This window comes from Kribbella sp. NBC_01245 (assembly GCF_036226525.1).
Classification (GTDB): Bacteria; Actinomycetota; Actinomycetes; order Propionibacteriales; family Kribbellaceae; genus Kribbella.
Genome location: NZ_CP108487.1, coordinates 5,900,613 through 5,913,791 on the forward strand (window position 1 = coordinate 5,900,613; position 13,179 = coordinate 5,913,791).

The 13,179-nt window shown below is 67.1% G+C and carries 13 protein-coding genes; 7 read left to right on the forward strand and 6 right to left on the reverse strand.

Going from position 1 to position 13,179, the window contains the following annotated elements; translation table 11 throughout:
- Positions 1 to 171 precede the first annotated feature (171 nt).
- Entirely contained in the window at positions 172 to 1,053 is an 882-nt protein-coding gene (locus OG394_RS26855; protein ID WP_328989860.1) for an alpha/beta fold hydrolase, read from the forward strand.
- Here the strand turns inward: OG394_RS26855 and OG394_RS26860 are convergent.
- Positions 1,037 to 2,002, reverse strand: coding sequence for a helix-turn-helix domain-containing protein (locus tag OG394_RS26860; protein WP_328989861.1), 966 nt, complete (start codon positions 2,000 to 2,002; stop codon positions 1,037 to 1,039). The genes OG394_RS26855 and OG394_RS26860 overlap by 17 nt on opposite strands.
- 97 nt (positions 2,003 to 2,099) lie before the next feature.
- Here OG394_RS26860 and OG394_RS26865 point away from each other — a divergent pair, with 97 nt between their 5' ends.
- Positions 2,100 to 2,555, forward strand: a complete 456-nt coding sequence (locus OG394_RS26865) for a rhodanese-like domain-containing protein (protein WP_328989862.1) — start codon at positions 2,100 to 2,102, stop codon at positions 2,553 to 2,555.
- A gap of 110 nt (positions 2,556 to 2,665) precedes the next feature.
- Here OG394_RS26865 and OG394_RS26870 read toward each other — a convergent pair whose 3' ends face one another.
- A complete protein-coding gene (locus OG394_RS26870; RefSeq protein ID WP_328989863.1) occupies positions 2,666 to 3,493 on the reverse strand; it encodes an ABC transporter permease in 828 nt (275 codons plus the stop codon).
- Positions 3,490 to 4,464 carry an ATP-binding cassette domain-containing protein gene (locus OG394_RS26875; RefSeq protein ID WP_328989864.1) on the reverse strand — a complete coding sequence of 325 codons (975 nt, stop codon included), beginning with the start codon at positions 4,462 to 4,464 and terminating at the stop codon, positions 3,490 to 3,492. Before OG394_RS26875 ends, OG394_RS26870 begins: the two co-directional genes overlap by 4 nt.
- A gap of 97 nt (positions 4,465 to 4,561) precedes the next feature.
- On the opposite strand from OG394_RS26875, the gene OG394_RS26880 reads away from it, so the two are divergent.
- Complete coding sequence (locus OG394_RS26880; protein ID WP_328989865.1) at positions 4,562 to 5,530, forward strand: helix-turn-helix transcriptional regulator; 969 nt, start codon at positions 4,562 to 4,564, stop codon at positions 5,528 to 5,530.
- A 47-nt stretch (positions 5,531 to 5,577) separates the two neighbouring features.
- Here the strand turns inward: OG394_RS26880 and OG394_RS26885 are convergent, their stop codons facing one another.
- The 3 genes from OG394_RS26885 to OG394_RS26895 form a co-directional block, all read right to left on the reverse strand.
- A complete protein-coding gene (locus tag OG394_RS26885; RefSeq protein WP_328989866.1) occupies positions 5,578 to 6,597 on the reverse strand; it encodes a phosphatidylinositol-specific phospholipase C domain-containing protein in 1,020 nt (339 codons plus the stop codon).
- A 252-nt stretch (positions 6,598 to 6,849) separates the two neighbouring features.
- A complete protein-coding gene (locus OG394_RS26890) occupies positions 6,850 to 7,293 on the reverse strand; it encodes a Vgb family protein (protein ID WP_442914235.1) in 444 nt (147 codons plus the stop codon).
- Between the two features lie 180 nt (positions 7,294 to 7,473).
- Entirely contained in the window at positions 7,474 to 8,493 is a 1,020-nt protein-coding gene (locus tag OG394_RS26895; RefSeq protein WP_328989868.1) for a LacI family DNA-binding transcriptional regulator, read from the reverse strand.
- 180 nt (positions 8,494 to 8,673) lie between these two features.
- On the opposite strand from OG394_RS26895, the gene OG394_RS26900 reads away from it, so the two are divergent.
- The 4 genes from OG394_RS26900 (at position 8,674) to OG394_RS26915 (ending at position 13,034) form a co-directional block, all read left to right on the forward strand.
- Positions 8,674 to 10,029, forward strand: a complete 1,356-nt coding sequence (locus OG394_RS26900; protein WP_328989869.1) for an ABC transporter substrate-binding protein — start codon at positions 8,674 to 8,676, stop codon at positions 10,027 to 10,029.
- 205 nt (positions 10,030 to 10,234) lie between these two features.
- A complete protein-coding gene (locus OG394_RS26905; RefSeq protein ID WP_328989870.1) occupies positions 10,235 to 11,206 on the forward strand; it encodes a carbohydrate ABC transporter permease in 972 nt (323 codons plus the stop codon).
- Positions 11,203 to 12,045 carry a carbohydrate ABC transporter permease gene (locus tag OG394_RS26910; RefSeq protein WP_328989871.1) on the forward strand — a complete coding sequence of 281 codons (843 nt, stop codon included), beginning with the start codon at positions 11,203 to 11,205 and terminating at the stop codon, positions 12,043 to 12,045. Before OG394_RS26905 ends, OG394_RS26910 begins: the two co-directional genes overlap by 4 nt.
- On the forward strand, positions 12,042 to 13,034 hold the full coding sequence (locus OG394_RS26915; protein WP_328989872.1) for a zinc-dependent alcohol dehydrogenase family protein: 993 nt from the start codon (positions 12,042 to 12,044) through the stop codon (positions 13,032 to 13,034). The genes OG394_RS26910 and OG394_RS26915 overlap by 4 nt, the downstream gene beginning before the upstream one ends.
- Positions 13,035 to 13,179: the final 145 nt, after the last annotated feature.

The following is a 13,179-nucleotide window of genomic DNA, read 5'->3' on the forward strand; positions in this document are numbered from 1 at the left end:
CGTTCGTTCGTCGGAATCCGCCCTCCCAGCCCAGCGGACCGGTGCAGGTCGGCGGCGGGAGGAGGGCGGATTCCGACGAACGAACGCAAAGAAGGGAGCGCCGGATGTCGAGGTCTGTGTGACGGGTCCGATGTAGGGGTGTCGGAGGAAGTCTGAGCAAGGGAGTACGTCGTGAAGAAGTTGGTCAAGGTGGGCGCGGTTGAGCTGTGTGTCGAGACGTTCGGGGAGGCGGAGGCGGCGCCGGTGTTGCTGATCCACGGTGCCGCGGCCTCGATGGATTTCTGGGAGGACGCGTTCTGCGAGCGACTCGCGGCCGGACCGCGGTTCGTGATCCGGTACGACCATCGCGACACCGGCCAATCGACGCACGACCCGGCCGGCGCTCCGTCGTACTCCGGGCATGACCTGGTCGCCGACGCCATCGGCATCCTGGACGCGCTCGGGATCGAGAAGGCGCACATCGTCGGCGTTTCGATGGGCGGCGGACTCGCGCAGCGCCTCGTCCTCGACCACCCGGAGCGCGTCCGTACGGTCACCTTCGTCTCGACCAGCCCGGGCGGTCCCGGCGGCCCGTCGAACCCGGATCTGCCGCCGATGTCCGAAGCGCTGCAGGCCGCATTCTCCGAGGAGGCCGAGCCGACCGACTGGTCCGACCGCGAGGCCGCGCTGCAGGCCTTGATCGATGCCGAACGGCTCTTCGCCGGCAGCCTGCCGTACGACGAACCCGCGCGGCGGGCGTTGTACGCGAAGATGGTCGACCGTACGGCGGACCTGGCCGCGGCTATGACCAACCACTGGATCCTCGACGGTGGCGAGCCGATTCGGCACCGGCTCGGCGAGATCGCCGTACCGGCCCTGGTGATGCACGGCACCGAGGACCCATTGTTCCCGATCGGCCACGGCGAGGCGCTCGCGCGGGAAGTCCCCGGAGCCCGCCTGGTGCCGCTACCGGGCGCGGGTCACGAGCAGCCGGAGCAGGTGTGGGATGTGATGATCACCGCGATCCTCGAGCTCACGGACGACGCGGGCGAAGGGCTTACGGGCGAAGGCTGAAGGTCTTGCGATAGGCGGCGGGGGACACGTTCATCGTCCGGCCGAAGTGGTGCCGGAACGTCGCCGGACTCTCGAACCCCACCGCCGCGCCCACCTTCTCCACCGGTGTCGACGTCGACTCCAGCAGCGGCAGACTGGCCAGCACCCGCTGGGTGATGACCCAGCGCAGCGGACTGGTGCCGGTGCGGCGGGTGAAGTGCCGGATGAACGTCCGCTGCGACAACTGTGCCTGCCGGGCGAGCTCCCGTACGGTGATCGGCTCGACCAGGTTGTCCAGCGCCCAGCGGGTGGCCCGGCCGATCGGGTCATCCGCGCCGGTCTCGATCACGGCGGCCTCGACGAATTGGGCCTGGCCGCCGTCCCGATGCGGCGGCGCGACCAGATGGCGCGCGACGGAATTCGCGACGCGCGCGCCATGGTCGGTCCGGACCAAGTGCAGGCAGAGGTCGATCCCCGCGGAGGACCCGGCCGAGGTCAGGACCGACCCGTTGTCGACGTACAGCACGTCAGGCTCGACCCGAACCTTCGGGAAACGCCTGGCCAGGATCGGCGCGTACTTCCAATGAGTGGTCGCGCCGAGCCCATCGAGCAGACCCGCCGCGGCCAGTGCGAAGGCGCCCGAGCAGATCGAGACGATGCGTGCGCCGTTGGCCTGCGCTAGGCGTAATGCCGCGATGACCTCGGGGGATTCGTCGGCGTGCACGTTCGCGACGCCCGGCACGATCACGGTGTCCGCCTGCGCGAATTCGTCCAGCCCGTACGGCGCGGTCATGGTGAAACCGCCCGCCATCCGGAGCGGCCCGGGCTCCGCCGCGCAGACGCGCAGGTCGTACCACTCGAGGCCGAGGCGGTTGATGCCGAACACCTCGACGACCGAACCCAGCTCGAACGGCGCCATCCGGTCGAAGGCCAGCACGGAGACGGTACGTCCGGTACGTCGGGCACGCATGGCGTGATCTTAGCGGTGAAGGGCATTCACGCCACTGTTCGCGGGCGTCGGCGCTTGGCAGGCTTGGGCCAACGCTTCCACCCGAAGGAGTCACCAGATGTCGCAGGTACTGAAGGTCCAGCCCGCCGCTCAGAGCGAGGCGATCGCGCACTTCGCCGGCCGCCTCTCGTTCGAGACCGACCCGTCGGACGTCGCGGCCGACATCGGCGCGGGTACGACCGGCTGGGTGCTGGTGGACAGCCGCAACCAGGCGAGCTGGGACCAGGGCCACGTACCGGGCGCGATCCACCTGCCGACCCTCGAGATCGAGGCCCGCGCCGCGTCCGTCGTACCGGCCGGCACCGCGGTCGTGACGTACTGCTGGGGCCCGGCCTGCAACGGCGGCACCAAAGCCGCACTGGCCTTCGCGAAGCTGGGCTATCCCGTCAAAGAGATGATCGGCGGCTTCGAGTACTGGGCTCGCGAAGGCCTCCCCATCGAAACCGCCGACGGCACCCACCGCGTCACCCTCGACCCCCTGGTAGCCCCCCAAGGCATCGCCTGCGCCTGCTGACCTTCCTTTTCGTTCATTCGTCGGAATCCGCCCTCTCAGCACCGCGGACATGCACAGGTCTGCGGTCGGGAGAGGGCGGATTCCGACGAATGAACGAAAAGGAAGCTGGGTCAGTCGGTGGACTTGAGCATCATGCGGATGCCGACGGTGAGGCCGGCGGCGGCGGTGAGGATCGCGGCGAGGGCGCCGTACGCGATCGTGGGTGAGGTGAGGTCGCCGGCGAAGAGGAGGCGTTCGGCGTCGACCATGTAGGCGAGCGGGTTGAGCTTCGAGGCGAACTGCATCCAGCCCGGGCCCGACTCCAGCGGCAGCAGCATGCCCGACAGGATCATCAGCGGGAACAGGAAAGTCTGCTGCACCATCCAGAACATCCAGTCCTGCTTACGAACCGCGATCGCCAGCGCATAACTGAACGACCCGAGCCCAACCCCGAACACCGCGAGCAGCGCCAGCCCGATCACCGCGCCGACCAGATGCAGCTCGAACCCGAACGGGATCATCACCGCGATCACCACAACGGTCTGCCCGGCGAGCGGCACCATCTCCTTCAACGCCCGGCCGATCAGCAGCGACGACCTCGACAACGGCGTGACCAGCATCCGCTCATGCGCGCCCGTCTGGAACTCGAAGAGCAGATTCGCCCCGGTCGCCGACGTCCCGAACAACGCGGTCATCACCAGCAGACCCGGCACGTACCACTGCCAGATCGACCCCTGGACGGGTCCCGCCATTCCGAGCGCCCCGGCCAGCAACGGACCGAACAGCGCGAGGAAGAACAACGGCTGGATCATCCCGAACAACAACGAGAATGGGTCGCGCAATACCGGCTGCAACTCGCGCCGCATCACGATGCCGGTATCCCGGATCAGGTTGCGGCGGATCGGCTCCGCATCGCGCTGTACGACGCGGGTGGGCGCGGGGCTGGTCAGGGTGGTCATGCGGCTGCCTTTCCGGTGGTGCCGGTCTCGCGCAGGCTGCGACCGGTGAGGGTGAGGAAAACGTCATCGAGGGTGGGGCGGTGGACCTGGGCCGTCGCGATCGGTACGCCCGCGTCCTTGGCAGCGCCGAGCAGTACCGGCAGGGCCGCCGGGCCGTCGGTCACTCGCACAGTCAGTTGGTTGCCGTCGGCCACGACATCACGGGCCCCGGGCAACGAATCGGCCAATCGCCTGACCACATTGAGGTTGCTGGCGGCAACGGTGATGACGAGTTGGTCGCCGGCCAGGTCGGTCTTCAGCTTCTCGGCCGTGTCATCGGCGATCACCTCGCCGTTGTCCACCACGACCACCCGCTCGGCCATCGAGTCGGCCTCGTCCAGGTAGTGCGTCGTCAGCATGATCGTCATGTCGTACTGCTCGCGCATCCGCAGAATGTGATCCCACAGGTTGGCCCGGTTCTGCGGGTCGAGACCTGTCGACGGCTCGTCCAGGAACAACAGCCGCGGCGCGTGCACCAGGCCCATCGCCACGTCCAGCCGGCGCCGCTGACCGCCCGACAGGTCCGACACCTTGCGCTTGGCCAGCTCGGTCAGATCGAGGGCCTCCATCAGTTCGGCGGCCCGGGCCTTCGCGTCCCGACGGTCGAGTCCGTAGATCACGCCCTGCCCGGCAAGCTCGTCGCCGACGCGCTGGGAGTGGCCCGCGCCGTTGCCCTGGCCGACGTACCCGATCCACCGGCGGACCTGCGCCGGGTCGGACGCCACGTCGTACCCGGCGACGGTCGCACTACCCGAAGTCGGCGCGATCAGGGTGGTGAGCATGCGCATCGTGGTGGTCTTGCCCGCGCCGTTCGGGCCGAGCACGGCGACGAGTTCACCGGGTTCGATCTGCAGGCTGATACCGCGGACGGCGTGCACGGTCTGGGTACGGCTCACCACGAAGTCCTTGGTGAGCGATCGGGTGCTGATCACGGGTTATCTCCTCGCTGGATGTGCTAGGGGGTGACACCGAGAACATTTCCAGCAGAACAGGACAGGTTCTGGCCGCTACTTCTGCGAATCTGGAGTCATGTCCGAAACCTCGGCAAGACTTCTCTCGCTGCTGTCGCTCCTACAGGCCCGGCGGGATTGGCCGGGTGCGCTGCTGGCCGAACGGCTGGAGTGCAGCCCGCGGACGGTACGACGCGACGTCGACCGCCTCCGCGATCTCGGCTATCCCGTGCGCGCCACCAAGGGCCCAGACGGCGGTTACCGCCTGGACGCGGGGGCCGATCTGCCGCCGCTGCTCTTCGACGACGATCAAGCCATCGCGGTGGCCGTCGCCCTGCAGACCGCGACCACTGCCGTCACCGGGATCGAGGAGGGCGCGCTCCGGGCTCTTGCCACGGTCCGCCAGGTGATGCCGGCACGACTGCGGCAGCGGGTCGACGCGTTGCAGGTGACGACCGTCGACAAGTACGCCGCGAGCCGGTCGAAGGTGGACAGCGAACACCTGATCGCGGTCGGTACGGCGGTGCGCTCGCGGGAGATCCTGCGCTTCGACTACGTGACGCGTGACCAGGGTGAGACCGAGGAGTGGAAGCCGCCGCGCAAGGTCGAGCCGCATCACGTGGTGACCTGGGGCGGCCGCTGGTATCTGGTCGCGTTCGACCTGGATCGGCAGGACTGGCGGACGTTCCGGGTGGACCGGATGACGCCGAAGACGCCGACCGGGCCGCGCTTCACGCCGCGCGAACTGCCGACGCCGGACGTCGCGACGTACATCTCCGAGCGGTTCAAGCGATCGGAATGGCCGTGCCGGGGTGAGGCGATCCTGCAGGCGAAGGCCGCTGACATCGCGCGCTGGGCGGGGCGGGACGCGCTGGTCGAGGAGCTTGGGCCGAACCGGTGCCGGCTGGTGCTCGGTGCGTGGTCGTGGATCTCTTTGGCCGCCACGCTCGGCATGTTCGAGGTCGACCTGGAGATCGTTGGCCCAGCCGAGCTGATCGACGCCGCGACTCAGCTCGCCGGCCGCTACGCAATGGCGACCGGCGGCTGAGGTCCCGTGCCCACGCCGGGAAACGTCCGGCGCGAGGCACGGGCTTCTTAGCTGCGTGGGGTTGTGTAGGACACGATCGGCGGCGCGGTCCAGTCGCTCGACGCGATGGTGGCACCGCGGGAGGCGAGCAGGTTGACGCGGTCCTTGGCCTGTTGCTCGGTCGGGTTCCGCCCGTCGATCGCGGGTGCGACGGAGTGCGCGTCGACCATCACCAGCAGGTAGTTGTTACTCGTGTAGAAACTGGTGCTGCCGCCCAACCAGGAGCCGGCATTGCCGTCGAAGGTGACGTACCACTGAGCGCGCGAGCCGCCGCGATCACCAGTCCGCGGGTCCGACGACGAGGCGCCGTTGATCGTCGTGAACATCGTGGCCGAGCTGAGCCGTCCCGCATTGTTCAACGCCGTCAGGTGATCGGCGTACTCCAGGTCCGTGTCGTAACTGTCGAACGGGTTCTGCGACTCGAACGCGCCCGTCTCGATCAGGAAGAGGAACTTGCCGTTGAGGCTCGACCGCGACGGCCAACCGCCACCGCGAACTGCCGCGTCGAGCGTGCTGGCGGAGCCCTTCACGTCAGCGGGCTTGAGGATGTTGCCGGCCCCGAGCGCCGTACTGACCAAGGTGTCCAGCTGAGCCGGCCCATAACCACCCCGGCCGTCGAAACCGTTCTTGGCCTCGAGCTTGATGATCAACGGGCGATGCGTTGGGTTCTGGTCGTGCCAGAGCTTGAGATTGCGCAGGCACGTCTGCAGGTTCTGGTTGCGCGAACCGGAGCGCAAGCCGGCGAACGTGGTGGCCGACGAGCAGTTGTTGGCATTCCCAGGGTCATGGCTCACTTGGTACGCGCGGGAGCCGAAAAAGTTCTGCCACACGTCGATCTCGAGCATCGAAGCACCGGACTCGAGGGCGTCGATGAGCCAGGGAAACGTGGCTTGCTGGTACGCGTTGTGCACGCCGACACCCGTGATGCCGGCGATCGATCCGTCTACAGCCTGGGCTGGTAGGGCGGTGGCGGGGAGAACGGTCGCGGCCAACAGCAGGCTCGCGAAGGGCATGGTCCATCGCTTCACAGCGACTCCTCACGGTCGGGCGGGATCGCGGACAGGAGAGCTGGGCCGGACCACCATGGGCGGCCCGGCCTATTTCCACATCGTGAACTAACCCGCCCGGAGATGACCGTGCGCTGGCGTGTCCGTCAACCCGCAGATGAACAGCGAGCGAGACTTCCGGTCTCCAGCGCCACCCACAACTCGTCGCCGGCGAGAGCCAACCCGTGCGGCTCTGTCCCCGGCCCGAAGACGACCTCGTCGACCACCTTGCCGTCAGTGTCGAGCCGTATGGCCGATCCGCCCGATCCGCCCTGCGCCGATCTCCGCGAACCACACGCCGTCCTCGCCCGCCGCGATACCGACCGGCGCCGCGCCTTCCGTCGGCAGCGACTGTACGTCGATCGCGCCGTCGAGCGTGGACCGGTCCGCCGTCATCAACGTGAACCACATCGCGCCATCCGCGCCCGCACACACGCCGTACGCCGACCCACTCACCTCGTACGACGCGACCTCGCCGTCTGCCGTGATCCGCCCAATCCGGTTGTCCGACCGACCGAACCAGACCGAGTCATCAGGCCCGGTCGCAATGACCATCGGCCGACTCTCCGCGGCCCCCAAGTCGAACCGCCGCACCTCACCCGACTTCGGATCCAAGCGCGCGACCTGCCCAGCATGAACCAACGTCATCCACACCGCCCCAGCCGCCTCAACCGCCACTCCGTACGGTCCCGCGCCCTGCTCTGCAACGGGAAACTCGCCAATCCGCAAAACAAACCTCCAGTTCGGTCTTCTTTTTTGTGTTCATTCGTCGCATTCCGCCCTCTCCTGTCCGCTGGCCAGCACATGTCCGCTCACGGGAGGGCGGAATGCGACGAATGAACACAAAAAAGAAAGTAGTCAGGGGCAGCCGCAGGAGTTGCGGCGGATGAGGGTGGGCTGGATTCGGGTGCTGCGTGGGGGTTGGGTTGGATCGGTGATGCGGGTCGTGATGAGGTCGACGGCTTTGTGCGCCAATTCCTTGTGGGGTTGGGCGATCGTGGTGAGGCGGGGGCTGAAGAGGTCGGCCCAGTCGAAGTCGTCGAACGCGACCAGGGCCATGTCCGCGGGCACGGTCAGACCCGCGTCGCGCAGACCCTGCATCACGCCGATCGTCATCTGGTTGTTCGCGACGATCATGGCGGTCGGCGGCTCGGCCATGGCGATCAGCCGGGCGGTCGCGGCGTGGGCCGGTTCGACGTCGGAGGCGCCTTCGGCGGTCAGCCCAACGTCGTACGGCAGGTCGCTGCGTTCCAGTCCGAGCCGGTAACCCTCGATGCGTTCCTCGGTGGTGGCGAGGCCGGCGAGACCCGAGATGAGGCCGATCCGGCGGTGGCCGTGGTCGAGGGCGAGGTGTTCGACCAGGTGGGCGGTGGCCTCGACGTTCTCGGTGCCGACCTCGTCCAGGCCGGCGCCGATCATCCGGTCGACCAGGACGACAGGGACGTGCCGCAGTTGCAGGTATTCGAGGGCCTGGGACGGCGACGGTGAGGCGGCCAGGATGATGCCGTCGACGCGTCGTTCGTGCAGATCGCGGGCCACCTTGAACTCGCGCTCGGGATCGTCGTGAGTGTCGGCGATGAGCAGCGAGTAGCCGCGCGCCTCGGCGGCGGCCTGCAGTTGGTGGGCCAGTTCGCCGAAGTACGGATTGGAGATCGAGGAGAGCGCGAGCCCGATCGTGTTGGTCTTCGACATCACCAGCGAGCGGGCGATCGTGTTCGGCACGTACCCGGTCTCGTGCACCGCGGCCAGCACGGCGGCGCGCGTCTCGGGCGCGACAAAACGCGTCTCGTTGAGCACGTGCGAGACGGTACTGACGGACACCTTCGCCCGGCGGGCGACATCGGACATCTTCACCACCGGGCCATTCTCGCGGCGCATTCAGCCCTCCCCAAATCGGTGCTCATATGAGCACGCCAAAGCTCACAAGTTGAAAAAGTACCGCGCAAACGCTTGCGCAGACGTTTTCGCGATCGTACGGTCTGGTCACCGGCCCAGCGCAAGCGATTCGGGGAAGCGGCCGGCCCCTGCAAGCTCTGGAGATCGTGAGGTGCGAACGCCATGAAGCAAAGGACCCGCGTGGTTCTGACCGCGACCGCCACCGCCACCGCGCTGGTGCTGGCCGGTTGTGCCGGTGCCGGTGGAGGAGGTGGTGACGGCGGCAGCGGCGAGGAGTCCATCAACGTCCTGATGGTGGGCAACCCGCAGATGGAGGACATCCAGAAGCTCACCGCCGACAACTTCACCAAGACCAGCGGCGTGAAGGTGAACTTCACGATCCTGCCCGAGAACGAATTGCGCGACAAAGTGACTCAGGATGTCGCGACCCAGGGCGGGCAGTACGACGTGGTCACGATCGGCGCCTACGAGGCCCGGATCTGGGCCGCCAACGACTGGCTGCACGAGCTCGACAGCTACACCGGCAACGACGCGAACTACGCCAAGGACGATCTGCTCGAGCCGATGGTGAAGTCACTTCAAGGTGATGACGGCAAACTTTATGCGGCGCCGTTCTACGGTGAGTCCTCGTTCCTGATGTACCGCAAGGACCTGTTCGACAAGGCCGGGCTGAAGATGCCCGAGCGTCCGACCTGGACCCAGGTGCAGGAATTCGCGAAAGCCCTGAACAGCAAGGGCACCGCGGGGATCTGCCTGCGCGGGCTGCCCGGTTGGGGCGAGATCTTCGCGCCGCTCACCACTGTCGTGAACACGTACGGCGGCACCTGGTTCACCAAGGACTGGAAGGCGCAGGTCAACTCGTCAGAGTTCACGGCGGCCACCAAGTTCTACGTGGACCTGATTCGCAACTACGGCGAGGACGGCGCTTCGCAGGCCGGCTTCACCGAGTGCCTGAACACGTTCGGCCAGGGCAAGGCCGCGATGTGGTACGACGCCACCTCGGCCGCGGGTCTGCTCGAGGACGCGAAGACGTCGAAGGTCGCCGGCAAGGTCGGTTACGTGCACGCGCCGGTCGAGAAGACCAAGGCCTCCGGCTGGCTGTGGACCTGGGCGTTCGCGATGCCGAAGACCACGAAGAAGGCCGACGCCGCCTGGAAGTTCATGTCCTGGGCGACCAGCAAGGACTACGAGAAGCTCGTCGGCGAGAAGCTCGGCTGGTCCCGGGTGCCGTCGGGTAAGCGGGCGTCGACCTACGAACTGCCCGAGTACAAGAAGGAGGCCGCCGCCTTCGGTGCGGTCACGCTCGCCTCGATCGAAGAGGCCGATCCGACCAACCCGGGTGTGCAGGAGCGGCCGACGGTCGGCGTCCAGTTCGTCACGATCCCCGAGTTCGCGGATCTCGGCACCAAGGTCTCGCAGGAGGTGAGTTCCGCCATCGCCGGCAAGACCACGGTCGACAAGGCCCTGGCCGACGGGCAGAAACTCGCCGAGCAGGTCGCAGCCAAGTACCCGAAGTAACAGCCCCGACCCGTGGCACTCCTCTCCGGCCCTCCGCCTTCGAGGGGTGCCACGGCCAAGTAGCTCGACCTTCTTTTTTCTTCCGCGAGTGGTCACATCTGATCCGCGTCGCGGCCCGGGAGACGTCGGCGTGATGGATCAGATGTGACCACTCGCGGCAGAAAAAAGAAGGTGGCAGCTCCGAACGGAGTCCTGAGGTGAAGTCGTGACCCTGCTGATCGATAGGCCTGAAGTGGAAAGTCCGCCGACAAAGGCGATGGAAGACGCCCGCCGCCGGGAGGCACGCGAGCGGCGTAAGCGCCGGATTCCGTTGCTCCCGGCCCTGATCTTCGTCATCGTCGTGACCCAATTGCCCTTCGTGGCAACGCTTGTGCTGTCCACCCTGCACTGGAACGTGCTGCGCCCGGGTGAGCGCTCGTTCGCCGGTTTGGCCAACTACGGCACGGTTTTCACCGATGCCCGGTTGCGCAACGCCGTACTCAACACCGTCGTCCTGACCGTCAGCGTCGTCCTGGTGTCGATGTTGATCGGCTTGGTGCTGGCCCTGCTGCTGGACCAGAAGTTCTTCGGACGCGGTCTGGCGAGAACGTTGCTGATAGCACCTTTCCTGGTGATGCCAGTGGCGGCCGCGCTGCTCTGGAAGCACGCGCTCTACAACCCGGCGTACGGCCTGCTGAACGGCGTACTGAACGCCGTCGGCGGCTGGTTCGGGATGACGGATCCGCCGCAGATCGACTGGATCTCGTCGATGCCGATGACCGCCGTCGTCGCGTCACTCGTATGGCAGTGGACGCCGTTCATGATGCTGATCCTGCTGGCCGGATTGCAGAGCCAGCCGGCCGACGTCCTGGAGGCGGCTCAGGTCGACGGGGCGAGTGGCTGGAACACCTTCCGCCACCTGACCCTGCCGCACCTGAGGCAGTACTTGGAGCTATCGATCCTGCTCGGCTCGATCTACGTGGTGCAGACGTTCGACGCGGTCTTCACGATCACCCAGGGCGGTCCGGGTACGGCGACCACCAACCTGCCGTACGAGATCTACCAGACGATGTTCCGCAAATACGAGTACGGCGAGGCCGCCGCGGCGGGCGTGGTCGTGGTGATCGGCACCATCGTGGTCGCCACCTTCGCGCTGCGCGTGGTGTCGTCCCTGCTGCGCGAGGAGGCCCGCCGATGAGCACGCACGCGTTGTCCCGTACCAACAGGCCGCGCAGTGGTAGGTCCAAGTGGGGATTCCTCGCCTGGGCGCTGACGCTGCTGTTCTTCGCGCCCGTCGGCTGGATGTTCCTCACCTCGTTGCACAGTGAGGCGGACGCCGCGACGAACCCGCCGAGTCTCACCGCGCCCTGGACGTTCGAGCACTACGGCACCCTGCTGGAGCGGGGACTGGCCGCGCCGATGATCAACTCGGCGATGGCCGGCATCATCTCGACGATCCTGGTGCTGCTGTTCGCGATTCCGGCGGCGTACGCGCTGTCGATCCGGCCGGTGGCCAAGTGGACCGACGTGATGTTCTTCTTCCTGTCCACGAAGTTCCTGCCGCTGATCGCGGGGCTGCTGCCGATCTACCTGATCGTCAAGGAGATCGGCATGCTCGACAACGTCTGGACGCTGATCGTGCTCTACACGGCGATGAACCTGCCGATCGCGGTCTGGATGATGCAGTCCTTCCTGGCCGAGGTGCCGAAGGAGGTGATCGAGGCGGCGCAGGTGGATGGCGCCGGGCTGACCTCGATCCTGGTCCGTGTGGTCGGCCCGATCGCCGTACCGGGCATCGCCGCCACCTCGCTGATCTGCTTCATCTTCAGCTGGAACGAGTTCATGCTCGCGGTCAACCTCACCGCGGTCCGGGCCAGCACCGCGCCCGTCTTCCTGGTCGGGTTCATCACCAACGAGGGTCTGTTCCTCGCCCGGCTCTGCGCGGCGGCCGTGCTGGTCTCGCTGCCCGTGCTGATCGCCGGTTTCGCCGCCCAGGACAAGCTGGTCCGGGGCATGTCCCTGGGAGCAGTGAAGTGAAGGCAGCCATGATCACCGGGATCGACCGGATCGAGCTCACCACGATCCCCGATCCCACGCCGCGCCCGCGGGACGTGGTCATCCAGGTGGTCGCGACCGGGATCTGCGGCACGGACCTGCACATCCTGGAAGGCGAGTTCGCGCCATCGCTGCCCGTCGTACCGGGGCATGAATTCGCCGGCCGGGTGGTGGAGATCGGCGCGGACGTCACCGAGGTGGCCGTCGGCGATGCCGTGGCGGTGGACCCGTCGCTGTACTGCTTCGAGTGCTACTACTGCCAGCGCGGCCAGGCCAACCTTTGCGAACGGTGGAACGCGATCGGCATCACCGAGCCCGGTGGCGCCGCCGAGTTCGCCCGCGCGCCCGTCGGGAACTGCTTCAAGCTTCCCGACGGGCTGGACGTCGCGACCGCGGCCCTGGTCGAGCCGCTCGCGTGCGCGGTGCGCGGCTTCGACGTACTGCCGTTGAAGCTCGGGACCAACTACCTGATCTACGGCGCCGGGACGATGGGCCTGATGATGATGGAACTGGCCAAACGGGCGGGCGCCATCGACGTCAGCGTGGTCGACCTCAATCCCGCACGGCTCGAGACGGCCCGGCTGCTCGGTTGTACGGCGGCCGTGACGAGCTCGGCCGAAGTGGAGCGGGCGCGCGGGTGGGACGTGGTGATCGACTGCACGGGGGTGCCGGCGGCGATCGAGGACGGCTTGCGGCAGGTGGGGCGCGGCGGCACGTTCCTGCAGTTCGGCGTATCCGGCGAGCATGCCTTGGCCAGCTTCGAACCGTTCAAGGTCTACAACCGGGAGATCACGATCACCGGGTCGATGGCGATCCTGAACAGCTTCGAACGCGCCCGCGACCTCTTCGTCGCCGGCGCGATCCGGCCCGACGTGATGATCAGCGAGTCCTTCGCGCTCGACGAGTATGCCGACGCGGTCAAGCAATTCCGCGCCGGCGTCGGCCGCAAACTCATCATCACGCCTAACTGACGAGCTGAAGTCTTCGGTTGGGCACATCCCCTGTTTGCGCCCAACCACAGAGTTCGACGCAGCTTCGGTAGAGAAAGTTGGCTGAAGTCTTCTAGTCGGCACTCCACCAAGTGTCGGGAGAGGGTGTGACCTGGGAACGGCTCGG

Bases quoted from the DNA above. Each gene is read 5' to 3' on its own strand.
- OG394_RS26895 (WP_328989868.1), bottom strand. From the start codon at position 8,493: ATGCGCCGCGAGAATGGCCCGGTGGTGAAGATGTCCGATGTCGCCCGC.
- OG394_RS26880 (WP_328989865.1), top strand. From the start codon at position 4,562: ATGTCCGAAACCTCGGCAAGACTTCTCTCGCTGCTGTCGCTCCTACAG.
- OG394_RS26900 (WP_328989869.1), top strand. From the start codon at position 8,674: ATGAAGCAAAGGACCCGCGTGGTTCTGACCGCGACCGCCACCGCCACC.
- OG394_RS26865 (WP_328989862.1), top strand. From the start codon at position 2,100: ATGTCGCAGGTACTGAAGGTCCAGCCCGCCGCTCAGAGCGAGGCGATC.
- OG394_RS26910 (WP_328989871.1), top strand. From the start codon at position 11,203: ATGAGCACGCACGCGTTGTCCCGTACCAACAGGCCGCGCAGTGGTAGG.
- OG394_RS26870 (WP_328989863.1), bottom strand. From the start codon at position 3,493: ATGACCACCCTGACCAGCCCCGCGCCCACCCGCGTCGTACAGCGCGAT.
- OG394_RS26860 (WP_328989861.1), bottom strand. From the start codon at position 2,002: ATGCGTGCCCGACGTACCGGACGTACCGTCTCCGTGCTGGCCTTCGAC.